Source organism: Enterobacter sp. E12, assembly GCF_014596715.2.
In the GTDB taxonomy this organism is placed as follows: Bacteria; Pseudomonadota; Gammaproteobacteria; order Enterobacterales; family Enterobacteriaceae; genus Enterobacter; species Enterobacter bugandensis.
In genome coordinates this window covers 4,773,196-4,796,414 of the sequence record NZ_CP115601.1, presented here as the reverse complement: position 1 = coordinate 4,796,414, position 23,219 = coordinate 4,773,196, and the positions used below count along the sequence as shown (strand labels likewise).

The 23,219-nt window shown below is 53.7% G+C and carries 17 protein-coding genes, 1 tRNA gene and 3 rRNA genes; 16 read left to right on the top strand and 5 right to left on the bottom strand.

Translation table 11 applies throughout. The annotated features are described in order from the left end of the window. The first annotated feature begins 77 nt into the window (after positions 1 to 77). The 7 genes from kup (at position 78) to rbsR (ending at position 8,027) form a co-directional block, all read left to right on the top strand. On the top strand, positions 78 to 1,946 hold the full coding sequence (kup, locus tag IB212_RS22950) for a low affinity potassium transporter Kup (RefSeq protein WP_045261172.1): 1,869 nt from the start codon (positions 78 to 80) through the stop codon (positions 1,944 to 1,946). A gap of 226 nt (positions 1,947 to 2,172) precedes the next feature. Next, a complete protein-coding gene (gene rbsD, locus IB212_RS22945; protein ID WP_003862392.1) occupies positions 2,173 to 2,592 on the top strand; it encodes a D-ribose pyranase in 420 nt (139 codons plus the stop codon). Positions 2,593 to 2,599: 7 nt separating this feature from the next. Next, positions 2,600 to 4,105 carry a ribose ABC transporter ATP-binding protein RbsA gene (rbsA, locus tag IB212_RS22940; protein ID WP_041911754.1) on the top strand — a complete coding sequence of 502 codons (1,506 nt, stop codon included), beginning with the start codon at positions 2,600 to 2,602 and terminating at the stop codon, positions 4,103 to 4,105. 4 nt (positions 4,106 to 4,109) lie between these two features. After that, positions 4,110 to 5,075, top strand: a complete 966-nt coding sequence (gene rbsC, locus IB212_RS22935) for a ribose ABC transporter permease (RefSeq protein ID WP_006808742.1) — start codon at positions 4,110 to 4,112, stop codon at positions 5,073 to 5,075. A 27-nt stretch (positions 5,076 to 5,102) separates the two neighbouring features. Continuing rightward, positions 5,103 to 5,993, top strand: coding sequence for a ribose ABC transporter substrate-binding protein RbsB (gene rbsB / locus IB212_RS22930; protein ID WP_010426610.1), 891 nt, complete (start codon positions 5,103 to 5,105; stop codon positions 5,991 to 5,993). Positions 5,994 to 6,101: 108 nt separating this feature from the next. Further along, positions 6,102 to 7,031: a ribokinase gene (gene rbsK / locus IB212_RS22925; protein WP_045631283.1), complete on the top strand. Its 930-nt coding sequence runs from the start codon at positions 6,102 to 6,104 to the stop codon at positions 7,029 to 7,031. 3 nt (positions 7,032 to 7,034) lie between these two features. After that, entirely contained in the window at positions 7,035 to 8,027 is a 993-nt protein-coding gene (rbsR, locus tag IB212_RS22920; RefSeq protein ID WP_028014905.1) for a ribose operon transcriptional repressor RbsR, read from the top strand. Here rbsR and mdtD read toward each other — a convergent pair. Next, the gene (gene mdtD, locus IB212_RS22915) at positions 7,993 to 9,426 is read right to left on the bottom strand and encodes a multidrug transporter subunit MdtD (protein ID WP_028014904.1); all 1,434 of its coding nucleotides are present in this window, start codon (positions 9,424 to 9,426) and stop codon (positions 7,993 to 7,995) included. The two genes, rbsR and mdtD, sit on opposite strands and share 35 nt — an antisense overlap. Then, entirely contained in the window at positions 9,423 to 10,130 is a 708-nt protein-coding gene (locus IB212_RS22910; RefSeq protein ID WP_028014903.1) for a FadR/GntR family transcriptional regulator, read from the bottom strand. Before IB212_RS22910 ends, mdtD begins: the two co-directional genes overlap by 4 nt. A 453-nt stretch (positions 10,131 to 10,583) precedes the next feature. Here IB212_RS22910 and IB212_RS22905 point away from each other — a divergent pair. From IB212_RS22905 to rrf, 4 genes are all read left to right on the top strand, one after another. Then, a 16S ribosomal RNA gene (locus tag IB212_RS22905) occupies positions 10,584 to 12,123 on the top strand. 85 nt (positions 12,124 to 12,208) lie between these two features. Next, a tRNA-Glu gene (locus tag IB212_RS22900) sits at positions 12,209 to 12,284 on the top strand. A 184-nt stretch (positions 12,285 to 12,468) separates the two neighbouring features. Continuing rightward, positions 12,469 to 15,372, top strand: a 23S ribosomal RNA gene (locus IB212_RS22895). Between the two features lie 65 nt (positions 15,373 to 15,437). Beyond that, positions 15,438 to 15,553: ribosomal RNA gene (gene rrf, locus IB212_RS22890) — 5S ribosomal RNA — on the top strand. Together the 16S, 23S and 5S rRNA genes with 1 tRNA gene alongside form the textbook arrangement of a ribosomal RNA operon. A 98-nt stretch (positions 15,554 to 15,651) precedes the next feature. Here rrf and mobB read toward each other — a convergent pair. Further along, positions 15,652 to 16,155, bottom strand: a complete 504-nt coding sequence (gene mobB / locus IB212_RS22885) for a molybdopterin-guanine dinucleotide biosynthesis protein MobB (protein ID WP_188246129.1) — start codon at positions 16,153 to 16,155, stop codon at positions 15,652 to 15,654. Next, the gene (mobA, locus tag IB212_RS22880) at positions 16,152 to 16,736 is read right to left on the bottom strand and encodes a molybdenum cofactor guanylyltransferase MobA (protein ID WP_045630629.1); all 585 of its coding nucleotides are present in this window, start codon (positions 16,734 to 16,736) and stop codon (positions 16,152 to 16,154) included. The genes mobB and mobA overlap by 4 nt, the downstream gene beginning before the upstream one ends. Positions 16,737 to 16,804: 68 nt before the next feature. Between mobA and IB212_RS22875 the strand changes: the two genes are divergently transcribed. The 3 genes from IB212_RS22875 to dsbA all read left to right on the top strand — a co-directional run bounded on the left by IB212_RS22875 (position 16,805) and on the right by dsbA (position 18,787). Then, the gene (locus IB212_RS22875) at positions 16,805 to 17,074 is read left to right on the top strand and encodes a YihD family protein (RefSeq protein ID WP_008501866.1); all 270 of its coding nucleotides are present in this window, start codon (positions 16,805 to 16,807) and stop codon (positions 17,072 to 17,074) included. 75 nt (positions 17,075 to 17,149) lie between these two features. Beyond that, positions 17,150 to 18,136, top strand: coding sequence for a serine/threonine protein kinase (locus IB212_RS22870; protein ID WP_188246130.1), 987 nt, complete (start codon positions 17,150 to 17,152; stop codon positions 18,134 to 18,136). Between the two features lie 27 nt (positions 18,137 to 18,163). Further along, positions 18,164 to 18,787: a thiol:disulfide interchange protein DsbA gene (gene dsbA, locus IB212_RS22865; RefSeq protein ID WP_028014899.1), complete on the top strand. Its 624-nt coding sequence runs from the start codon at positions 18,164 to 18,166 to the stop codon at positions 18,785 to 18,787. Between the two features lie 23 nt (positions 18,788 to 18,810). Here the strand turns inward: dsbA and IB212_RS22860 are convergent, their stop codons facing one another. After that, a complete protein-coding gene (locus IB212_RS22860; protein ID WP_223824783.1) occupies positions 18,811 to 19,662 on the bottom strand; it encodes an acyltransferase in 852 nt (283 codons plus the stop codon). Here IB212_RS22860 and IB212_RS22855 point away from each other — a divergent pair. Both IB212_RS22855 and polA read left to right on the top strand, forming a co-directional pair. Beyond that, positions 19,559 to 19,798, top strand: a complete 240-nt coding sequence (locus IB212_RS22855) for a hypothetical protein (RefSeq protein WP_227013203.1) — start codon at positions 19,559 to 19,561, stop codon at positions 19,796 to 19,798. The two genes, IB212_RS22860 and IB212_RS22855, sit on opposite strands and share 104 nt — an antisense overlap. A gap of 361 nt (positions 19,799 to 20,159) precedes the next feature. After that, positions 20,160 to 22,952, top strand: a complete 2,793-nt coding sequence (polA, locus tag IB212_RS22850; RefSeq protein ID WP_188246131.1) for a DNA polymerase I — start codon at positions 20,160 to 20,162, stop codon at positions 22,950 to 22,952. The last annotated feature ends 267 nt before the right edge of the window (positions 22,953 to 23,219 follow it).

Here is a 23,219-nt window from a genome sequence, read left to right as displayed (position 1 = left end):
TGAATCGTGCATACTGTGCGCTTTTTGTGGACCAAGGGACAGGAACACATTTGTTATTTAAACGAAAAGACTAGTCTATGAGCACTGATAATAAGCAATCATTACCCGCAATAACGCTTGCGGCGATCGGGGTTGTCTACGGTGATATCGGCACCAGCCCACTTTATACGCTTCGTGAATGTTTGTCCGGCCAATTTGGCTTTGGTGTTGAGCGCGATGCCGTGTTTGGCTTCCTGTCCCTCATCTTCTGGCTGCTGATCCTGGTCGTTTCCGTTAAATATCTCTCCTTCGTTATGCGTGCAGATAATGCGGGCGAAGGCGGGATCCTGACCCTGATGTCCCTTGCCGGTCGCAATACCTCGGCCAGAATGACGTCTGTGCTGGTGATTATCGGCCTGATAGGTGGCAGCTTCTTCTACGGGGAAGTGGTGATAACACCGGCTATCTCGGTGCTCTCGGCGATTGAAGGGCTGGAGATTATTGCCCCGCAGCTTGATGCCTGGGTTGTCCCGCTGGCAATCATCGTGTTGACGCTGCTGTTCATGATCCAGAAACACGGTACCGGGCTGGTGGGCAAACTGTTTGCGCCGATTATGCTGGCCTGGTTCCTGATCCTGGCGGCGCTCGGTTTGCGCAGCATTATTGCGAACCCGGAAGTGCTGCATGCGCTGAACCCTTACTGGGCGGTGCATTTCTTCCTTGAATACAAAGTGGTTTCCTTCGTGGCGCTGGGTGCGGTCGTGCTCTCCATCACCGGTGTGGAGGCGCTCTATGCTGACATGGGGCATTTCGGGAAGCTGCCTATCCGCGTGGCATGGTTTATTGTGGTGCTCCCGTCGCTGGTGCTGAACTACTTCGGTCAGGGCGCGCTGTTGCTCAAGAACCCGGAAGCGATTAAGAACCCATTCTTCCTGCTGGCACCTGACTGGGCGCTGGTGCCTATGCTGATCCTCGCAACGCTGGCGACCGTGATTGCCTCTCAGGCGGTGATTTCCGGGGTGTTCTCTCTGACCCGTCAGGCCGTTCGTCTGGGATATCTCTCGCCAATGCGCATCATCCATACCTCAGAGATGGAGTCGGGCCAGATCTACATCCCGTTCGTTAACTGGCTGCTCTATTTTGCTGTTGTGATCGTGATTGTTAGCTTCGAACACTCCAGTAATCTGGCGGCGGCCTACGGTATTGCCGTGACCGGTACGATGGTGCTGACGTCGCTTCTCTCCACCACGGTGGCGTACCGCAACTGGCACTGGAATAAGTTCCTCGTGGGGATGATTCTGGTGGGCTTCCTGTGCATTGACGTGCCGCTGTTCTCTGCGAACCTCGACAAAATTGTCTCCGGTGGTTGGCTGCCGCTGACGCTGGGCCTGTTGATGTTCATTGTCATGACCACATGGAAAAGCGAGCGCTTCCGCCTGCTGCGCCGCATGCATGAGCACGGTAATTCTCTGGAGGCGATGATCGCGTCGCTTGAGAAATCCCCGCCGGTGCGCGTGCCGGGTACCGCGGTTTACATGTCTCGTGCCCTGAATGTGATCCCGTTTGCGCTGATGCATAACCTTAAGCACAACAAAGTGCTGCACGAGCGCGTGATCCTGCTGACGCTGCGCACCGAAGATGCGCCGTACGTTCACAACGTGCGCCGCGTACAGATTGAGCAGCTGTCCCCGACCTTCTGGCGCGTGGTGGCGAGCTACGGCTGGCGCGAAACGCCGAACGTGGAAGAGGTGTTCCACCGCTGCGGTCTGGAAGGGTTAAGCTGCCGGATGATGGAGACGTCGTTCTTTATGTCCCACGAGTCGCTAATCATCGGCAAGCGCCCATGGTACCTGCGTCTGCGCGGTAAGCTGTATCTCATCCTGCAACGTAACGCCCTGCGCGCGCCTGACCAGTTTGAGATCCCGCCTAATCGCGTCATTGAGCTGGGGACGCAGGTCGAGATTTAAGTCGCCGTGCGGCCTGATGCCTCACCCCGTCCCTCTCCCACAGGGAGAGGGCGCAAACATCTAAAACGGTAACCTGACGGTTACCGTTTTGCATTTACCTCCCCTTCCATTTCACTTAGCGAAACGTTTCGACGTTGATCACAAATCCGTTACGTCATGATGGTTTTCTGAACATTTATGCGGCTACACTATTTTTAGCGAAACGTTTCGCTAGTGGAGCAAGAAAATGAAGAAAGGCACGGTTCTCAACTCAGAAATCTCATCGGTTATTTCCCGTCTTGGGCATACCGATACGCTGGTGGTTTGCGATGCAGGCTTACCGGTTCCGCGCAGCACAACCCGTATCGATATGGCGTTAACGCAGGGCGTGCCCTCGTTTATGCAGGTACTGGAGGTGGTGACGGCGGAGATGCAGGTTGAGGCGGCCATTCTCGCGGCGGAAATCAAACAACATAATCCGCAACTCCACGAAACGTTGCTCAGCCACATTGAGCAACTGCAACAACACCAGGGAAACACCATAGAAATTCGTTACACAACGCACGAACAGTTCAAACAACAAACCGCAGACAGTCAGGCGGTGATTCGCAGCGGGGAGTGTTCCCCGTATGCGAATATCATTCTCTGTGCTGGCGTCACCTTCTGAGGCCATCATGGACGCATTACTGCAACTCAAAGGGATCGATAAGTCGTTCCCGGGCGTAAAAGCCCTCTCCGGTGCGGCGCTTAACGTCTACCCAGGACGCGTGATGGCGCTGGTGGGCGAAAACGGTGCCGGCAAATCCACCATGATGAAAGTGCTGACCGGGATCTATCAGCGTGATGCCGGTTCACTCGTTTGGCTGGGTAAAGAAACCACCTTTAACGGCCCGAAATCCTCTCAGGAAGCGGGCATCGGCATTATTCACCAGGAGCTGAACCTGATCCCGCAGCTGACCATTGCGGAGAACATCTTCCTGGGCCGCGAGTTCGTGAACCGGTTCGGCAAAATCGACTGGAAAACCATGTACGCCGAAGCGGACAAGCTGCTGGCGAAGCTGAACCTGCGCTTTAAGAGCGACCGCCTGGTGGGCGACCTCTCCATCGGCGATCAGCAGATGGTGGAAATCGCGAAGGTGCTGAGCTTCGAGTCGAAGGTCATCATTATGGATGAACCGACCGACGCCCTGACCGATACCGAAACCGAATCCCTGTTCCGCGTGATCCGCGAGCTGAAAGCGCAGGGACGCGGCATTGTCTATATCTCTCACCGCATGAAAGAGATCTTCGAAATTTGCGACGACGTTACCGTCTTCCGCGACGGCCAGTTTATCGCCGAGCGCGAAGTGGCAACGCTGACCGAAGATACGCTGATCGAAATGATGGTGGGACGTAAGCTCGAAGACCAATATCCGCATCTGGACAAAGCGCCGGGCGAGATCCGCCTGAAGGTAGATAACCTCTGCGGCCCAGGCGTAAACGATGTGACCTTTACCCTGCGTCAGGGCGAGATCCTGGGCGTGGCGGGCCTGATGGGCGCGGGCCGTACCGAGCTGATGAAAGTGCTGTACGGCGCACTGCCGCGCACCAGCGGTTACGTTACTCTTGACGGCCATGAAGTGGTGACCCGCTCGCCGCAGGACGGGCTGGCGAACGGCATCGTCTATATCTCCGAAGACCGCAAGCGCGACGGCTTAGTGCTGGGCATGTCGGTGAAAGAGAATATGTCCCTCACCGCGCTGCGCTATTTCAGCCATAGCGGCGGCAGCCTGAAGCATAAAGATGAGCAGCAGGCGGTCAGTGATTTTATCCGTCTCTTCAACGTTAAAACCCCGTCGATGGAGCAGGCTATTGGCCTGTTGTCCGGCGGGAATCAGCAGAAAGTGGCGATTGCCCGCGGGCTGATGACGCGCCCGAAGGTGTTGATCCTCGACGAGCCAACCCGCGGCGTGGACGTGGGCGCGAAAAAAGAGATCTATCAGCTGATTAACCAGTTCAAGGCCGACGGTCTGAGCATCATTCTGGTCTCTTCCGAGATGCCAGAGGTATTAGGCATGAGCGATCGCATTATCGTCATGCATGAAGGGCATCTCGGCGGTGAATTCACTCGCGAGCAGGCCACCCAGGAAGTTCTGATGGCTGCCGCTGTGGGCAAGCTTAATCGCGTGAATCAGGAGTAAGAAGATGACTACCCAGGCTGTTTCTGGTCGCCGCTATTTCACAAAGGCATGGCTGATGGAACAAAAATCGCTGATTGCCCTGCTGGTGCTGATCGCGATTGTCTCGACCATGAGCCCGAACTTTTTTACCGTCAATAATCTGTTCAACATTCTGCAGCAGACGTCGGTGAACGCCATTATGGCGGTCGGCATGACGCTGGTGATTTTGACCTCGGGTATCGATCTGTCCGTCGGTTCCCTGCTGGCGCTCACCGGTGCGATCGCCGCTTCAATTGTGGGAATTGAGGTCAACGCGCTGGTGGCCGTTGCGGCTGCACTGGCGGCTGGCGCGGCGATTGGTGCCGTTACCGGTGTGATTGTGGCAAAAGGCCGCGTTCAGGCGTTTATCGCCACGCTGGTGATGATGCTGCTGCTGCGCGGTGTGACCATGGTTTACACCAACGGTAGCCCGGTGAATACCGGGTTTACGGATAACGCGGATCTGTTTGGCTGGTTCGGTATCGGTCGCCCGCTGGGTGTCCCGACCCCGGTCTGGATCATGGCTATCGTCTTCCTGGCGGCGTGGTACATGCTGCACCATACCCGTCTGGGACGTTATATCTATGCCCTGGGCGGTAACGAAGCGGCCACGCGCCTGTCCGGTATCAGCGTTAATAAAGTCAAAATTATCGTGTACTCCCTGTGCGGCCTGCTGGCGTCACTGGCGGGCATCATCGAAGTGGCGCGCCTCTCTTCCGCGCAGCCGACGGCGGGGACGGGGTACGAGCTGGATGCCATCGCGGCGGTGGTTCTGGGCGGTACGAGCCTTGCGGGCGGTAAAGGTCGCATTGTTGGGACATTGATCGGCGCACTGATCCTCGGTTTCCTGAATAATGGTTTGAATTTGTTAGGTGTTTCCTCCTATTACCAGATGATCGTTAAGGCAGTGGTGATTTTGCTGGCGGTACTGGTAGACAACAAAAAACAGTAACTGACGACACTACAGGACATCTTAGATATGAACATGAAAAAACTGGCTACCCTGGTTTCTGCTGTCGCGCTGAGCGCAACCGTAAGTGCTAACGCCATGGCGAAAGATACCATCGCGCTGGTTGTCTCTACCCTGAACAACCCGTTCTTCGTCTCCCTGAAGGACGGTGCGCAGAAAGAAGCGGACAAACTGGGCTACAACCTGGTGGTGCTGGATTCACAGAACAACCCGGCGAAAGAGCTGGCTAACGTTCAGGACTTAACCGTTCGTGGCACCAAAATTCTGCTGATCAACCCAACCGATTCTGATGCCGTAGGCAACGCCGTGAAGATGGCAAACCAGGCGAAAATTCCGGTGATCACTCTGGACCGTCAGGCAACGAAAGGCGAAGTTGTGAGCCACATTGCGTCTGATAACGTGCTGGGCGGTAAAATTGCTGGTGACTACATCGCGAAGAAAGCCGGTGAAGGCGCGAAAGTTATCGAACTGCAGGGTATCGCCGGTACTTCCGCGGCCCGTGAACGTGGTGAAGGCTTCCAGCAGGCCGTGGCTGCACACAAATTCAACGTGCTGGCCAGCCAGCCGGCAGACTTCGACCGTACTAAGGGTCTGAACGTCATGCAGAACCTGCTGACCGCGCATCCAGATGTGCAGGCGGTATTTGCACAGAACGATGAGATGGCGCTCGGTGCGCTGCGTGCGCTCCAGACCGCAGGTAAATCAGATGTGATGGTTGTCGGATTTGACGGCACGCCGGATGGTGAAAAAGCAGTAAATGATGGCAAACTGGCTGCGACCATCGCTCAGCTGCCTGAGCAGATTGGCGCGACTGGCGTTGAAACTGCCGACAAAGTGCTGAAGGGCGAAAAAGTTCAGGCCAAATACCCTGTTGACCTGAAGCTGGTCATTAAGCAGTAAAGGCGATTCAGGCAGTCGCTGGCTGCCTGAGGGACACCAAATAAAAGAAAAGTGTGGCATACGCCACCGGGTAATACCGGTGGCGCTCTCAGATGGACACCTCAATACATGAAAACCGCAGGCAACCTCGTCGTCCTTGGCAGTATCAATGCCGATCACATTCTTAACCTTGAAACGTTCCCCACTCCGGGCGAAACCGTCACCGGCAATCAGTATCAGGTCGCGTTCGGCGGTAAGGGCGCAAACCAGGCAGTTGCCGCCGGGCGCAGCGGGGCGAATATCGCGTTTATCGCCTGTACGGGTGATGACGATACCGGCGAGCGCGTACGCAAGCAGCTGGCAAGTGACAACATCGATACTGCACCCGTCAGCGTTGTTGAAGGGGAATCTACCGGTGTGGCGCTGATCTTCGTCAATGCGGAAGGTGAGAATGTCATCGGTATTCATGCGGGGGCTAACGCCGCGTTAACGACTGAACGCGTCGAAGCGCAGCGTGGGATCATCGCCGGAGCGGAAGCCCTGCTGATGCAGCTGGAGTCCCCGGTTGAAAGCGTGCTGACCGCCGCGAAAATTGCGCATGAAAATCATACCACTGTCGTACTTAACCCTGCGCCTGCCCGTGTATTATCAGACGAACTGCTGGCGCTGGTGGATATCATCACCCCGAACGAAACCGAAGCGGAAAAGCTGACGGGCATTCGCGTTGAAAATGACAATGATGCCGCGCGTGCGGCGAAAGTGCTGCATGCAAAAGGCATCGGGACCGTTATCATTACTCTTGGTAGCCGCGGGGTGTGGGCTAGCGTCAATGGCGAAGGCCGTCGCGTGCCGGGCTTTAAGGTCAAAGCCATTGATACCATCGCCGCTGGAGACACCTTCAACGGTGCGCTGGTGACGGCATTGCTGGAAGGAAAAGCGATGGATGACGCGATCCGCTTTGCGCATGCCGCCGCCGCGATTGCGGTGACGCGCAAAGGCGCACAGCCTTCCGTTCCGTGGCGTAAAGAGATCGATGAATTCTTAAGTCAGCAGGGGTAACGCTTGGCTACGATGAAAGATGTCGCCCGCATGGCGGGCGTTTCTACTTCGACCGTCTCTCACGTTATTAATAACGACCGCTTCGTCAGCGAGGCGATTCGGGAGAAAGTCGAAGCCGCAGTAAAAGATCTCAACTATGCGCCGTCGGCGCTGGCGCGCAGTCTGAAGCTTAACCAGACGCGCACCATCGGCATGCTGATCACGGCCAGTACCAATCCTTTCTATTCTGAACTTGTTCGTGGCGTAGAGCGCAGCTGCTTCGAGCGTGGCTACAGTCTGGTGCTGTGCAATACTGAAGGCGACGAGCAGCGTATGAACCGCAACCTGGAAACGCTGATGCAAAAACGCGTCGACGGGCTGCTGCTGCTCTGTACCGAAACGCATCAACCTTCAAAAGAGATCATTCAGCGCTATCCTTCTATTCCCACGGTAATGATGGACTGGGCGCCGTTCGACGGGACCAGCGATCTGATTCAGGATAACTCGCTGCTGGGTGGCGATATGGCGACGCAGCACCTGATTGATAAAGGCCATACCCGCATTGCCTGCATTACCGGCCCGCTGGATAAAACCCCGGCGCGCTTGCGTCTGGAAGGCTATCTTTCGGCAATGGAGCGGGCAGGGCTTGCCATTCCTGATGGCTATCGCATCACCGGCGATTTCGAGTTTAACGGCGGTTTCGAGGCAATGCAGACGCTGCTGGCGCAAGAGCCTCGCCCGCAGGCGGTGTTTATCGGCAACGATGCGATGGCGTTTGGTGCCTATCAGGCGCTGTATCAGGCGGGACTGCGCGTTCCGGACGATATGGCGATCGTCGGTTACGATGATATCGAACTGGCGCGCTACATGACGCCGCCGCTGACCACGATCCATCAGCCGAAGGATGAACTAGGTGAGCTGGCCATCGACGTGTTGATCCACCGTATGGCGCAGCCCACGCTGCAACAGCAACGTTTGCAGCTTACTCCTGTTCTGATGGAACGCGGTTCGGTTTAGCTTTCTCTTTGTGACGCTCTTTAATCAGGTTCCGGCCATCTTTCGGTTTTAACAACATAAAGACCAGCGCCGACACCACGGTAAGCGCGCCCATGGTGATAAAGGTATAGTGGAACTGCTCAACGGTATTCGTGCCGTCAAACCCTTCATAAAACCGCAGCACCGCCGCGCTCACGGCTACCCCGAGGCTGATCGACAGCTGTTGGGTCACCGCCAGTACGCTGTTGCCGCTGCTCGCGTTCTCGTCGGTCAGGTCCGCAAGGGTGATGGTGTTCATCGACGTGAACTGCGTTGACATCGCCATTCCCAGCACAAACAGCGGCAGGATCAACATCCAGACCGGTAACGCCGCGGATTGCAGCGAGAACTGCGCAATCATCAGACCGATAAAGACCGTCACGCCAACCAGCGTTTTACGATAGCCAAACCAGCGCAGTACCTGCGTGACCGTTGATTTCGCCAGAATGGAACCCATTGCCGTGGGCGCCATCATGCAGCCGGCAATCAGCGCCGGGTAGCCGAACCCCACCTGCAGCATCAATGGCATCAGGAACGGTACGCAGCCCGTGCCCAGACGTGAGGCAATATTGCCCGCGATCCCGACGGAAAAGGTTCGGGTGTTAAAGAGAGATAAAGAGATAAGCGGTGTCGGGTGACGACGCGCATGGCGTATATAAAGAAGGAACAGCAGAATACCACTGAGGATGACGGCGAGCGCCAGCCACGTTTCAACGAGCTTCTCGCCAATGAGCTCCATGCCACTGGAGAACAGCACCAGACTCAGTCCAAACAGGAAAAAGCCGCCCATATCGAAGCTGCGCCTTGGCGTGGTGAAGTTCGGCATATATTTGCGGGCATAGATCAGCCCTGCCACGCCAATCGGAATATTAATCAGGAAAATCCAGTGCCAGCTTGCCCAGGTAACCAGCACACCCCCGAGGACCGGGCCAAGTATTGGGCCGACCAGCCCTGGCATGGTGACAAAGTTGAGTACGGGGAGCAGTTCGCTGCGTGGGTAGGCACGCAGCAAAGCGAGGCGCGCCACCGGCATCATCATCGCGCCGCCTATTCCCTGCAGTACGCGAAAGATAACCAGCTCCGTTAATGAAGTGGAGAGCGCGCAGGCCAGTGAACCGAGCGTAAACAGCGTTACGGCCAGCATGAAAACTCTGCGGGTACCGAAGCGATCGGCCAGCCAGCCACTTACCGGGATCAACATCGCCACCGTGAGGGTGTAGCTGATGATGGCGGACTGCATTGCCAGCGGGGAGCGGTTAAGGCTTTGCGCAATGGCGGGAAGCGCCGTATTGAGGATGGTGGCATCCAGTGCCTGCATAAAGAACGCCATGGCTGCAATCCACGGCAATCCGGCCATGCTGCGCGCTTTTTTCTCTGTCATTTATTTACCTGCTGGTGGGTTGGTGCGGTCAGCAATGCCTGACATGCAGTCAGGGCTCGCTGCCCGTCGCTCTCCTGAATGGCATCTACTATCGCCTGATGCAAATCCAGCTTTACCACTTCGTCTTGTGTAATAGAGGTAAAGTAGGTGTGGTACACCGAATGGAATAACGAAGCAAAGGAAGTGAGGAACGGATTGGCGCTCATCATATAGATATGTTCATGCCAGGCCATATCGACCTCAATCCATCGTTCCCGGTTGAAGTGTTTTTTCAGGAACACCATCTCTTCCATGAGTGCGTTAAGCTGCGCTTTCTGCTCTGCTGTCCCGAGCGTGGCGGCAAGCAGGCATGCCTGAGGTTCAAGGCTGCTGCGCATTACAAGAAAGTGATCGACGACCTGATGGAAGTTGTCTTCGGTCATCCACCAGGAGAGCAGCTCCTGATCGAGAAAATTCCAGTTATTCTGTGGCATCACGCGCGTGCCAATACGAGGGCGTGGAAGCACCATGCCTTTTGCCGTCAGGGTTTTCACCGCCTCGCGAACCGCGGTACGGCTTACTCCAAACTGCTCACCCAGCTCCAATTCACCCGGCAGGATGCTCCCCGGGGCATATTTACCCGCTAAAATCCGCTGCGCCAGCTTTTCTGCCAGCACATAGGACAGATTTTTTTGGGCGGCCAGCTGTTGTGCGCTTAATGGCATCGCTTTTATTCCTTAATGTTTCATGCTGTTAATTATGCCACCTCGAATGTGATTGTGGTTGCAGATACATCAAATAGAACAATTTGTAGCTTGATATCACCTCTGTTGGTGAAAAAAAACACGGTCAGAAACTTTTTTTGAATTTCCTCTTGTCACTTAAGAATAACGCCCTATAATGCGCCTCCACTGACACGGAACAACGGCACACACGCCGCCGGGTCAGCAGAGAACAGCGAAAATAAACGCTTGACTCTGAAGCGGGAAAGCGTAATATGCACACCCCGCGTCGCAGCGAAAACGAAGCGGCACTGCTCTTTAACAATTTATCAGACAATCTGTGTGGGCACTCAAAGTGACATGGATTCTTAATGTCTTCGGACAATAAATGAATACCAAGTCTCTGAGTGAACATGCGTAATTCATTACGAAGTTTAATTCACGAGCATCAAACTTAAATTGAAGAGTTTGATCATGGCTCAGATTGAACGCTGGCGGCAGGCCTAACACATGCAAGTCGAACGGTAGCACAGAGAGCTTGCTCTCGGGTGACGAGTGGCGGACGGGTGAGTAATGTCTGGGAAACTGCCTGATGGAGGGGGATAACTACTGGAAACGGTAGCTAATACCGCATAACGTCGCAAGACCAAAGAGGGGGACCTTCGGGCCTCTTGCCATCAGATGTGCCCAGATGGGATTAGCTAGTAGGTGGGGTAACGGCTCACCTAGGCGACGATCCCTAGCTGGTCTGAGAGGATGACCAGCCACACTGGAACTGAGACACGGTCCAGACTCCTACGGGAGGCAGCAGTGGGGAATATTGCACAATGGGCGCAAGCCTGATGCAGCCATGCCGCGTGTATGAAGAAGGCCTTCGGGTTGTAAAGTACTTTCAGCGGGGAGGAAGGCGGTGAGGTTAATAACCTCATCGATTGACGTTACCCGCAGAAGAAGCACCGGCTAACTCCGTGCCAGCAGCCGCGGTAATACGGAGGGTGCAAGCGTTAATCGGAATTACTGGGCGTAAAGCGCACGCAGGCGGTCTGTCAAGTCGGATGTGAAATCCCCGGGCTCAACCTGGGAACTGCATTCGAAACTGGCAGGCTAGAGTCTTGTAGAGGGGGGTAGAATTCCAGGTGTAGCGGTGAAATGCGTAGAGATCTGGAGGAATACCGGTGGCGAAGGCGGCCCCCTGGACAAAGACTGACGCTCAGGTGCGAAAGCGTGGGGAGCAAACAGGATTAGATACCCTGGTAGTCCACGCCGTAAACGATGTCGACTTGGAGGTTGTGCCCTTGAGGCGTGGCTTCCGGAGCTAACGCGTTAAGTCGACCGCCTGGGGAGTACGGCCGCAAGGTTAAAACTCAAATGAATTGACGGGGGCCCGCACAAGCGGTGGAGCATGTGGTTTAATTCGATGCAACGCGAAGAACCTTACCTACTCTTGACATCCAGAGAACTTAGCAGAGATGCTTTGGTGCCTTCGGGAACTCTGAGACAGGTGCTGCATGGCTGTCGTCAGCTCGTGTTGTGAAATGTTGGGTTAAGTCCCGCAACGAGCGCAACCCTTATCCTTTGTTGCCAGCGGTTAGGCCGGGAACTCAAAGGAGACTGCCAGTGATAAACTGGAGGAAGGTGGGGATGACGTCAAGTCATCATGGCCCTTACGAGTAGGGCTACACACGTGCTACAATGGCGCATACAAAGAGAAGCGACCTCGCGAGAGCAAGCGGACCTCATAAAGTGCGTCGTAGTCCGGATTGGAGTCTGCAACTCGACTCCATGAAGTCGGAATCGCTAGTAATCGTGGATCAGAATGCCACGGTGAATACGTTCCCGGGCCTTGTACACACCGCCCGTCACACCATGGGAGTGGGTTGCAAAAGAAGTAGGTAGCTTAACCTTCGGGAGGGCGCTTACCACTTTGTGATTCATGACTGGGGTGAAGTCGTAACAAGGTAACCGTAGGGGAACCTGCGGTTGGATCACCTCCTTACCTTAAAGAACCTGCCTTTGCAGTGCTCACACAGATTGTCTGATGAAAAGTAAACAGCAAGGCGTCTTGCGATTGAGACTTCAGTGTCCCCTTCGTCTAGAGGCCCAGGACACCGCCCTTTCACGGCGGTAACAGGGGTTCGAATCCCCTAGGGGACGCCACTTGCTGGTTCGTGAGTGAAAGTCACCTGCCGTCATATCTCAAAACTGACTTGCGAGTCATGTTTGAGATATTTGCTCTTTAAAAATCTGGATCAAGCTGAAAATTGAAACGACACATCTTAAATGGTGTGTTCGAGTCTCTCAAATTTTCGCAATCATGAAGTGAAACATCTTCGGGTTGTGAGGTTAAGCGACTAAGCGTACACGGTGGATGCCCTGGCAGTCAGAGGCGATGAAGGACGTGCTAATCTGCGAAAAGCGACGGCGAGGTGATATGAACCTTTGACCCGTCGATGTCCGAATGGGGAAACCCAGTGTGATCCGTCACACTATCGTTAACTGAATACATAGGTTAACGAGGCGAACCGGGGGAACTGAAACATCTAAGTACCCCGAGGAAAAGAAATCAACCGAGATTCCCCCAGTAGCGGCGAGCGAACGGGGAGCAGCCCGGAGTCTGAATCAGCTTGTGTGTTAGTGGAAGCGTCTGGAAAGTCGCACGGTACAGGGTGACAGTCCCGTACACGAAAATGCACAGGTTGTGAACTCGAAGAGTAGGGCGGGACACGTGGTATCCTGTCTGAATATGGGGGGACCATCCTCCAAGGCTAAATACTCCTGACTGACCGATAGTGAACCAGTACCGTGAGGGAAAGGCGAAAAGAACCCCGGCGAGGGGAGTGAAAAAGAACCTGAAACCGTGTACGTACAAGCAGTGGGAGCACCTTCGTGGTGTGACTGCGTACCTTTTGTATAATGGGTCAGCGACTTATATTCTGTAGCAAGGTTAACCGTATAGGGGAGCCGCAGGGAAACCGAGTCTTAACTGGGCGTTAAGTTGCAGGGTATAGACCCGAAACCCGGTGATCTAGCCATGGGCAGGTTGAAGGTTGGGTAACACTAACTGGAGGACCGAACCGACTAATGTTGAAAAATTAGCGGATGACCTGTGGCTGGGGGTGAAAGGCCAATCAAACCGGGAGATAGCTGGTTCTCCCCGAAAGCTATTTAGGTAGCGCCTCGTGAACTCATCTTCGGGGGTAGAGCACTGTTTCGGCTAGGGGGCCATCCCGGCTTACCAACCCGATGCAAACTACGAATACCGAAGAATGTTATCACGGGAGACACACGGCGGGTGCTAACGTCCGTCGTGAAGAGGGAAACAACCCAGACCGCCAGCTAAGGTCCCAAAGTCATGGTTAAGTGGGAAACGATGTGGGAAGGCACAGACAGCCAGGATGTTGGCTTAGAAGCAGCCATCATTTAAAGAAAGCGTAATAGCTCACTGGTCGAGTCGGCCTGCGCGGAAGATGTAACGGGGCTAAACCATGCACCGAAGCTGCGGCAGCGACACTATGTGTTGTTGGGTAGGGGAGCGTTCTGTAAGCCGTTGAAGGTGTGCTGTGAGGCATGCTGGAGGTATCAGAAGTGCGAATGCTGACATAAGTAACGATAAAGCGGGTGAAAAGCCCGCTCGCCGGAAGACCAAGGGTTCCTGTCCAACGTTAATCGGGGCAGGGTGAGTCGACCCCTAAGGCGAGGCCGAAAGGCGTAGTCGATGGGAAACAGGTTAATATTCCTGTACTTGGTGTTACTGCGAAGGGGGGACGGAGAAGGCTATGTCAGCCGGGCGACGGTTGTCCCGGTTTAAGCGTGTAGGTGTGTGTTCCAGGCAAATCCGGTTCACTTTAACACTGAGGCGTGATGACGAGGCACTACGGTGCTGAAGTGATAAATGCCCTGCTTCCAGGAAAAGCCTCTAAGCATCAGGTAACACGAAATCGTACCCCAAACCGACACAGGTGGTCAGGTAGAGAATACCAAGGCGCTTGAGAGAACTCGGGTGAAGGAACTAGGCAAAATGGTGCCGTAACTTCGGGAGAAGGCACGCTGATATGTAGGTGAAGTCCCTGCGGACGGAGCTGAAATCAGTCGAAGATACCAGCTGGCTGCAACTGTTTATTAAAAACACAGCACTGTGCAAACACGAAAGTGGACGTATACGGTGTGACGCCTGCCCGGTGCCGGAAGGTTAATTGATGGGGTTAGCGGCAACGCGAAGCTCTTGATCGAAGCCCCGGTAAACGGCGGCCGTAACTATAACGGTCCTAAGGTAGCGAAATTCCTTGTCGGGTAAGTTCCGACCTGCACGAATGGCGTAATGATGGCCAGGCTGTCTCCACCCGAGACTCAGTGAAATTGAACTCGCTGTGAAGATGCAGTGTACCCGCGGCAAGACGGAAAGACCCCGTGAACCTTTACTATAGCTTGACACTGAACACTGGTCCTTGATGTGTAGGATAGGTGGGAGGCTTTGAAGCGTGGACGCCAGTCTGCGTGGAGCCGTCCTTGAAATACCACCCTTTAATGGCTGGTGTTCTAACGTGGACCCGTGATCCGGGTTGCGGACAGTGTCTGGTGGGTAGTTTGACTGGGGCGGTCTCCTCCCAAAGAGTAACGGAGGAGCACGAAGGTTAGCTAATCCTGGTCGGACATCAGGAGGTTAGTGCAATGGCATAAGCTAGCTTGACTGCGAGAGTGACGGCTCGAGCAGGTGCGAAAGCAGGTCATAGTGATCCGGTGGTTCTGAATGGAAGGGCCATCGCTCAACGGATAAAAGGTACTCCGGGGATAACAGGCTGATACCGCCCAAGAGTTCATATCGACGGCGGTGTTTGGCACCTCGATGTCGGCTCATCACATCCTGGGGCTGAAGTAGGTCCCAAGGGTATGGCTGTTCGCCATTTAAAGTGGTACGCGAGCTGGGTTTAGAACGTCGTGAGACAGTTCGGTCCCTATCTGCCGTGGGCGCTGGAGAATTGAGGGGGGCTGCTCCTAGTACGAGAGGACCGGAGTGGACGCATCACTGGTGTTCGGGTTGTCATGCCAATGGCACTGCCCGGTAGCTAAATGCGGAAGAGATAAGTGCTGAAAGCATCTAAGCACGAAACTTGCCCCGAGATGAGTTCTCCCTGAGACTATAAGTCTCCTGAAGGAACGTTGAAGACGACGACGTTGATAGGCCGGGTGTGTAAGCGCAGCGATGCGTTGAGCTAACCGGTACTAATGAACCGTGAGGCTTAACCTTACAACGCCGAAGCTGTTTTGGCGGTGAGAGACAGATTTTCAGCCTGATACAGATAACAGAATTTGCCTGGCGGCTTTAGCGCGGTGGTCCCACCTGACCCCATGCCGAACTCAGAAGTGAAACGCCGTAGCGCCGATGGTAGTGTGGGGTCTCCCCATGTGAGAGTAGGGAACTGCCAGGCATCAAACAAGTGAAGAGGCCATCCGAAAGGATGGCCTTTTTGCGTTTCTGCGCTGCACAAACCGTAGGCCGGGTAAGGCGAAGCCGCCACCCGGCAAGTCAGACCGCACACCACTTCACAATAAACTCAGCAATCCCATCCTCATCATTTAAATCCAGCACCGGAACCTCAACATCGAGAGCAACATCGCTGGCCACCGCAATCACATGCTCATCCAGCGTTAACTCGCTGATATTGTGCCCGGCATCGCTTCTGAACAGTAGGATCTTAGGCACGGCCTCATGCTTAAATCCCTCAACCAGCACCAGATCCAGCATGGAGTGATCCATCCGGCTCACCAGATACGCGAGATCCAGCGGTGCCTCACCCGGCGTTTCTGTCATCAATGCCCAACGCTGGTTGCTTGCTACCATTGTCTGCGCGGCACCCGCTTTGCGCAGCTCATAGCTATCTTTGCCCGGCTTATCGACATCCATATTATGGTGAGTATGCTTAATCAAGCCTGGACGAATACCGCGGGCGCACAGTGCGGGTATCAGTTTTTTCAGCAACGTGGTTTTTCCTGTCCCACTCCAGGCTGAAATGGCTAAAACAGAATTCATCTCTTCTCCTGCATGGCCTGTAAATCTTCTATTGTGTTCACATTCACGAACGATGTTTTCATGTCGCTAAAATCAACAGTATGTCCGCCGACCTTACGCATAAACACCATCACTCTTCGCTCTCCGGAAGCCAGATAGTCGCTCATAGCAGGAATCAAGGATCGGTTAATGAGCGCGATAGTTGGGTGGTCGCGCTCGCCGTCATGCACCCAGACCACGGGTGAATCACCTCGCTGTTGCACCATCCGTTCCACCAGGCAGGTGGGTATAAAAGGCGTATCACACGAACAAAAGAGAAACCACTCTCCCTGCGACTGCTGCATCACCGAAAGCATGCCTGCCAGCGGCCCCGGAAAATCTGCGAGATTATCCTGATAAACGGGAAACCCGCTGCGCTGGTAAATATCGATATGGCGATTTGCGCTCAGCGCCATTGCCGATACCTGATCGACAAGCGTATCAGCGACATGCTGCCATAAGGGCTTGCCTTTCAGGAGCTGCAGTCCCTTATCTTCCCCGCCCATCCGCGTAGCTCTGCCGCCTGCCAGAACGACCCCAGTGATTTCCAGGCTAAGATTCACGAATATCGCCTCTTTTATTGTGGGATTGACCCTGCTAACGTGTCACTCTAAATGAAAGGAGCACCACCATGAAATGTAAACGTCTGAATGAAGTCATTGAACTCCTCCAGCCAGCCTGGCAAAAAGAGCCAGAGCTGAATCTGATGCAATTCTTACAGAAACTGGCAAAAGAGTCAGGTTTTGACGGCGATCTGGCAGACCTTTCTGACGACATCCTGATCTACCACCTCAAAATGCGCGACTCAGCCAAAGATGCTGTTATTCCTGGTATTCAGAAGGATTATGAGGAAGATTTTAAAACTGCATTGCTGCGCGCCCGAGGCGTAATTAAAGAGTAAAAGCTTGTAAGCGGAGCCACCGAAATCGCTACAAGATGATATCCTGAATCATTCGTATAATTTCCGGATGATCGGATGAACGACCAGGCTTTTACTTTCCAGACACTACACCCGGATACCATTATGGATGCCCTGTTTGAACAGGGTATTCGTGTGGATTCCGGGCTAACTCCGTTAAACAGCTACGAAAACCGCGTCTATCAATTTCAGGACGAGGATCGTCAGCGCTTCGTCGTAAAGTTCTATCGCCCTGAACGTTGGTCTGCACAGCAAATTCAGGAGGAGCACCAGTTTGCTCACGATCTGCTGGTTGATGACGTTCCCGTTGCCGCGCCGATAAAGTTCAATAACCAAACGCTGCTCACGCATGAAGGGTTTTACTACGCCGTATTCCCCAGTCTGGGTGGCCGCCAGTTTGAAGCGGATAATATCGATCAGATGGAGTGGGTTGCTCGCTATCTGGGACGCATTCATCAGACGGGACGTAAAACATCGTTCACTGCCCGACCAACGATCGGGATTCATGAATATCTCACCGAACCACGTCAGATATTCGAAACGTCTGCGCTGATCCCCGCTGCGTTAAAGGATGATTTCCTCAACGCCACCGATAAGCTTATTGCTGCGGTGAAAACCTGCTGGCGTGATGATATTTCCGTTCTGCGCCTGCATGGCGATTGTCATGCCGGAAATATTCTCTGGCGCGATGGGCCGTTGTTTGTCGATCTCGACGATGCGCGCATGGGACCAGCGGTTCAGGATCTGTGGATGCTGCTCAATGGCGACAAAACCGAGCAGCGCATGCAGCTTGAAACGATTATTGAAGCCTATGAAGAATTTAGCCCGTTTAATTCAGACGAAATTGCCCTGATTGAGCCTTTACGTGCGATGCGTTTTGTTTATTATCTCGCATGGTTAATCAGGCGTTGGGACGATCCCGCATTTCCTCGTAATTTCCCGTGGCTTACCGGAGAAGATTACTGGCGCAGCCAGATATCTACATTCACTCAGCAGGTTAAGGTTCTTCAGGAACCCCCTCTGCAATTAACGCCGATGTATTAATTGGACACACCCAGGAGAGAGTTAATCATGAAAAAAATTTGGCTGGCGCTGGCAGGTATGATTCTGGCATTTAGCGCTTCTGCTGCGCAGTTTACCGACGGTAAACAGTTTATCACGCTGGAAAAGCCGGTTGCTGGCGAGCCACAGGTTCTGGAGTTCTTCTCATTCTATTGCCCGCACTGCTATCAATTCGAAGAGGTGCTGCATGTTTCTGACAACGTGAAGAAAAAGCTGCCGGAAGGCACCAAAATGACCAAGTACCACGTTGAATTCCTGGGCCCGTTGGGTAAAGACCTGACTCAGGCGTGGGCGGTTGCGATGGCGCTGGGCGTGGAAGATAAAATCACTGCTCCAATGTTCGAGGCCGTACAGAAAACCCAGACCGTTCAGACCACTGCGGATATCCGCAAAGTGTTCGTTGATGCCGGTGTGAAAGGTGAAGAGTACGACGCCGCGTGGAACAGCTTTGTAGTGAAATCTCTGGTTGCTCAGCAGGAAAAAGCGGCTGCTGATCTGCAGCTTCAGGGCGTTCCGGCGATGTTTGTTAACGGCAAATATCAGCTGAACATGCAGGGCATGGACACCAGCAGCATGGATATTTTCGTACAGCAGTATGCTGATACCGTGAAATATCTGGTTGAGAAGAAGTAATTTCGTTGATATGAAAACGCCGGTCACTGACCGGCGTTTTTGTATGAAGATTTAATGCTGTCTATCTGTTCGTCTTTCTCTTTCCAGAGCGTATTAAGCCACTGCTGGAAACCACGTTTGAAATTCTTATCGTTAACGTAGTCACCGTGCAGGCCGGCATCGATCGGCACTAAATTCACCCGAACAACAATGCGAGTCAGCTTGCCGCTGAGCATATCGAAGAATGGCGTCCTGTCATTTTCCGGATAGCAGAGCGTAACGTTCAGAAGTTTATCGAACTGTGCACCCAGCACGTTAAGCGCCATCGCAATACCCGCCGCCTTTGGCGGAAGCAGGTTCTGATAAGGGGAGCGTGTTTGTTGACGTTTATCTTCCGTAAACCGTGAGCCTTCCACAAAGTTCACGATGGTCGTTGGATGTGCGCGAAACTTTTCACAGGAGCGGCGCGTGGTCTCCACATCCTTACCGCGACGCTCCGGATGACGAATCAGATAGCTGCGCGAATAGCGTTTCATAAACGGCATATCGAGCGCCCAGCAGGCCAGCCCGATAAAGGGCACCCAGGCGAGCTGCTGCTTCAGGAAGTACTTGTTCATCGGGATATGTTTGCGAAAAAGCACGCATAACACCACGATGTCCGCCCAGCTGTGATGATTGCAGATCAGCAGGTACCAGTTCTTTTTGTTGAGGCTCTCCAGCCCTTCGACATCCCACTTCAGATGCGGATTCAGGCACAGCAGGATCGCTAGCCCTTCACACCAGCAATACATCATGAAATTACAAAACGCAGAGACGGATCGCCACACCGCAGGCACAGGCAGCAGCAGTTTAACGATCCCGGCGATAATGATTGGCACAGAACACGCAATCGTCACCAGAATTGTTAAAATGATGCTTAGCGGTAATGTTATTGCAGCGAGCAATCTCGACATGATGAGCTTTTTCAGGTGGTTAGCTTTAATGGACCCGCCGATGATACGGCGCTGGGGGCTGATTTTATCAGAAAAGTGACAAAATTATGGCGCTTTCATATCGTCAATAGACGGCTTTTCCCCTGAAGCAGAAGATTTCTCTATTATTGTGCGCTAATCAGGACTTATATCCACATAGACTAAATTGCCATCAGCAGGCTATTTTCATGCAGTGTTAGTTGTTAACGTTATGATATGTAATAATTTATTCTCAACGCGCACCTGCTTTTAGTATCTGTTTTTCATTTGAAGTGAAAATATTCACAAACTTATCCACAGTTTGAATTTTGCGAGCGATCCTCACGATCGCAAAATCTTTTCCTGTATCGAACCTGAATAACTGATGTTTTCATCCTTCTGTGGCATCCTTTACGCATAAATTGATTAAAGGCACGGACATTATGGTTCAGATCCCAGAAAACCCACTTATTCTCGTCGACGGCTCTTCTTACCTGTATCGGGCGTACCATGCGTTTCCTCCTCTGACCAATAGCGCAGGGGAACCTACCGGCGCGATGTACGGCGTGCTGAACATGCTGCGCAGCCTGATTCTTCAGTATCAGCCCACCCATGCGGCTGTCGTTTTTGATGCGAAAGGCAAAACCTTCCGCGATGAGCTGTTCGAACATTACAAATCCCATCGTCCGCCAATGCCTGACGATCTGCGTGCGCAGATTGAGCCACTGCACGCCATGGTGAAAGCAATGGGCCTGCCGCTGCTGGCCGTCTCTGGCGTGGAGGCCGACGACGTCATCGGTACGCTGGCGCGTGAAGCTGAAAAAATGGGCCGTCCGGTGCTGATCAGCACCGGTGATAAAGATATGGCGCAGCTGGTGACGCCAGGTATTACCCTGATCAACACCATGACCAACACCATTCTGGGGCCAGAAGAAGTAGTCACTAAGTATGGCGTGCCGCCAGAGCTGATTATCGACTTCCTCGCGTTGATGGGCGACTCCTCGGATAACATTCCTGGCGTTCCTGGCGTCGGTGAAAAAACCGCGCAGGCGCTGCTTCAGGGGCTGGGTGGCCTGGATACGCTCTACGCGGAATCAGACAAAATCGCCGGACTTTCCTTCCGTGGCGCAAAAACCATGGCCGGGAAGCTGGAAGAGAACAAAGAGGTGGCTTATCTCTCCTATAAGCTGGCAACAATCAAAACCGATGTGGAACTGGAGCTGGGCTGTGAGCAGTTGGAAGTGCAACAGCCTTCCGCTGACGACCTGCTGAGCCTGTTTAAGAAATACGAATTCAAGCGCTGGACCACTGACGTGGAAGCCGGTAAATGGCTGCAGGCAAAAGGGGCCAAACCTGCTGCTAAGCCGAAAGAGACGATTGTCGTTGATGCCGAAGATCAGGCGGAAGAAGAAGCCGCAGCGCTCTCCTTCGACAACTACGAAACCATTCTGGAAGAGTCACAGCTGATCGCCTGGATCGAGAAACTGAAAAAAGCGCCGGTCTTTGCCTTTGACACCGAAACAGACAGCCTCGACAACATCTCAGCCAATATGGTGGGATTGTCCTTTGCGACAGAGCCGGGTATTGCCGCCTACGTTCCCGTGGCGCACGACTACCTGGATGCGCCGGAGCAGATCTCCCGCGAGCGCGCGCTCGAGCTACTGAAGCCGATTCTGGAAGACGAAAAGGCGCTGAAGGTTGGTCAAAACCTCAAGTACGACCGCGGCATTCTGCAGAACTACGGTATTGAGCTGCGCGGGATTGCCTTTGACACTATGCTCGAATCCTACATTCTGGACAGCGTGGCGGGCCGTCATGATATGGATTCCTTATCTGACCGCTGGCTCAAGCACAAAACCATTACCTTTGAAGAGATTGCCGGTAAAGGGAAAAATCAGCTCACCTTTAACCAGATTGCTCTTGAAGAAGCAGGGCGCTACGCGGCGGAAGATGCCGACGTCACGCTGCAACTGCATCTGAAGATGTGGCCGAAACTGCAGAAGCACGAAGGTCCGCTGAACGTATTCCAGCATATTGAAATGCCGCTGGTGCCCGTGCTGTCCCGTATCGAACGCAATGGCGTTAAGATCGATCCAACGGTGCTGCATAACCACTCTGGCGAGCTCGCGCAGCGTTTGACCGAGCTCGAGCAGAAAGCGCATGAACTTGCAGGCGAGCCGTTTAACCTCTCTTCACCGAAGCAGCTGCAAACCATTCTGTTTGAAAAGCAGGGCATCAAGCCGCTGAAGAAAACCCCTGGCGGCGCGCCGTCAACCTCTGAAGAGGTGCTGGAAGAGCTGGCGCTGGACTACCCGCTGCCAAAAGTGATTCTGCAGTACCGTGGTCTCGCGAAGCTGAAGTCTACCTACACGGACAAACTTCCGCTGATGATCAACCCGAAAACGGGCCGTGTGCACACTTCGTATCATCAGGCGGTAGCGGCAACCGGGCGTCTCTCGTCAACCGATCCTAACCTGCAGAACATTCCGGTGCGTAACGAAGAGGGCCGCCGTATTCGCCAGGCTTTCATCGCACCAGAGGATTATCTGATTGTCTCGGCGGACTACTCGCAAATTGAACTGCGCATTATGGCGCACCTGTCCCGCGATAAAGGTCTGCTGACGGCATTTGCGGAAGGAAAAGACATCCACCGGGCGACCGCGGCGGAGGTCTTTGGTTTACCGCTGGACAACGTGACCAACGAACAGCGCCGCAGTGCAAAAGCGATCAACTTCGGTCTAATCTACGGCATGAGCGCGTTTGGCCTTTCACGGCAGCTAAACATTCCGCGCAAAGAGTCGCAGAAGTATATGGATCTTTACTTCGAGCGTTATCCGGGCGTTCTGGAATATATGGAACGCACCCGCGCGCAGGCGAAAGAGAAAGGTTACGTTGAAACCCTGGATGGCCGTCGTCTCTATCTCCCGGACATCAAATCCAGCAACGCGGCGCGCCGCGCTGGCGCAGAGCGTGCGGCGATCAACGCCCCGATGCAGGGTACCGCAGCGGACATCATCAAGCGCGCAATGATCGCTGTTGATGCCTGGCTGGAGAAAGAGAAGCCGCGCGTGAAAATGATCATGCAGGTACACGATGAACTGGTGTTTGAAGTGCACAAAGACGATCTCGATATTGTGTCGAAAAAGATCCACGAACTGATGGAAAGCAGCATGACGCTGGACGTGCCGTTGCTGGTGGAAGTGGGAAGTGGTGAAAACTGGGATCAGGCTCACTAAAGGTTCTGTGAATAACGCGCTTTTTATGTAAGTTAGCAACATAACAACGCGCGTTTTGTGACGATCATTAGAATTCCCTATGTAAAGAATGAAAAAAAACTACAAAAAGTGCTTTTTCTACAGCAAAAAAAGGGGTAGAGTTATCGACGTAGGGTACAGAGGTAAGATGTTCTATCTTTCAGACCTTTTACTTCACGTAATCGGATTTGGCTGAATATTTTAGCCGCCCCAGTCAGTAATGACTGGGGCGTTTTTTATTGCGGCAAA

What these genes read in the sequence shown, in the direction of transcription:
- kup (WP_045261172.1), top strand. Translation starts at nt 78, where the DNA reads ATGAGCACTGATAATAAGCAATCATTACCCGCAATAACGCTTGCGGCG.
- rbsD (WP_003862392.1), top strand. Translation starts at nt 2,173, where the DNA reads ATGAAGAAAGGCACGGTTCTCAACTCAGAAATCTCATCGGTTATTTCC.
- rbsA (WP_041911754.1), top strand. Translation starts at nt 2,600, where the DNA reads ATGGACGCATTACTGCAACTCAAAGGGATCGATAAGTCGTTCCCGGGC.
- rbsC (WP_006808742.1), top strand. Translation starts at nt 4,110, where the DNA reads ATGACTACCCAGGCTGTTTCTGGTCGCCGCTATTTCACAAAGGCATGG.
- rbsB (WP_010426610.1), top strand. Translation starts at nt 5,103, where the DNA reads ATGAACATGAAAAAACTGGCTACCCTGGTTTCTGCTGTCGCGCTGAGC.
- rbsK (WP_045631283.1), top strand. Translation starts at nt 6,102, where the DNA reads ATGAAAACCGCAGGCAACCTCGTCGTCCTTGGCAGTATCAATGCCGAT.
- mdtD (WP_028014904.1), bottom strand. Translation starts at nt 9,426, where the DNA reads ATGACAGAGAAAAAAGCGCGCAGCATGGCCGGATTGCCGTGGATTGCA.
- IB212_RS22910 (WP_028014903.1), bottom strand. Translation starts at nt 10,130, where the DNA reads ATGCCATTAAGCGCACAACAGCTGGCCGCCCAAAAAAATCTGTCCTAT.
- mobB (WP_188246129.1), bottom strand. Translation starts at nt 16,155, where the DNA reads ATGAATTCTGTTTTAGCCATTTCAGCCTGGAGTGGGACAGGAAAAACC.
- IB212_RS22875 (WP_008501866.1), top strand. Translation starts at nt 16,805, where the DNA reads ATGAAATGTAAACGTCTGAATGAAGTCATTGAACTCCTCCAGCCAGCC.
- IB212_RS22870 (WP_188246130.1), top strand. Translation starts at nt 17,150, where the DNA reads ATGAACGACCAGGCTTTTACTTTCCAGACACTACACCCGGATACCATT.
- dsbA (WP_028014899.1), top strand. Translation starts at nt 18,164, where the DNA reads ATGAAAAAAATTTGGCTGGCGCTGGCAGGTATGATTCTGGCATTTAGC.
- IB212_RS22855 (WP_227013203.1), top strand. Translation starts at nt 19,559, where the DNA reads ATGAAATTACAAAACGCAGAGACGGATCGCCACACCGCAGGCACAGGC.
- polA (WP_188246131.1), top strand. Translation starts at nt 20,160, where the DNA reads ATGGTTCAGATCCCAGAAAACCCACTTATTCTCGTCGACGGCTCTTCT.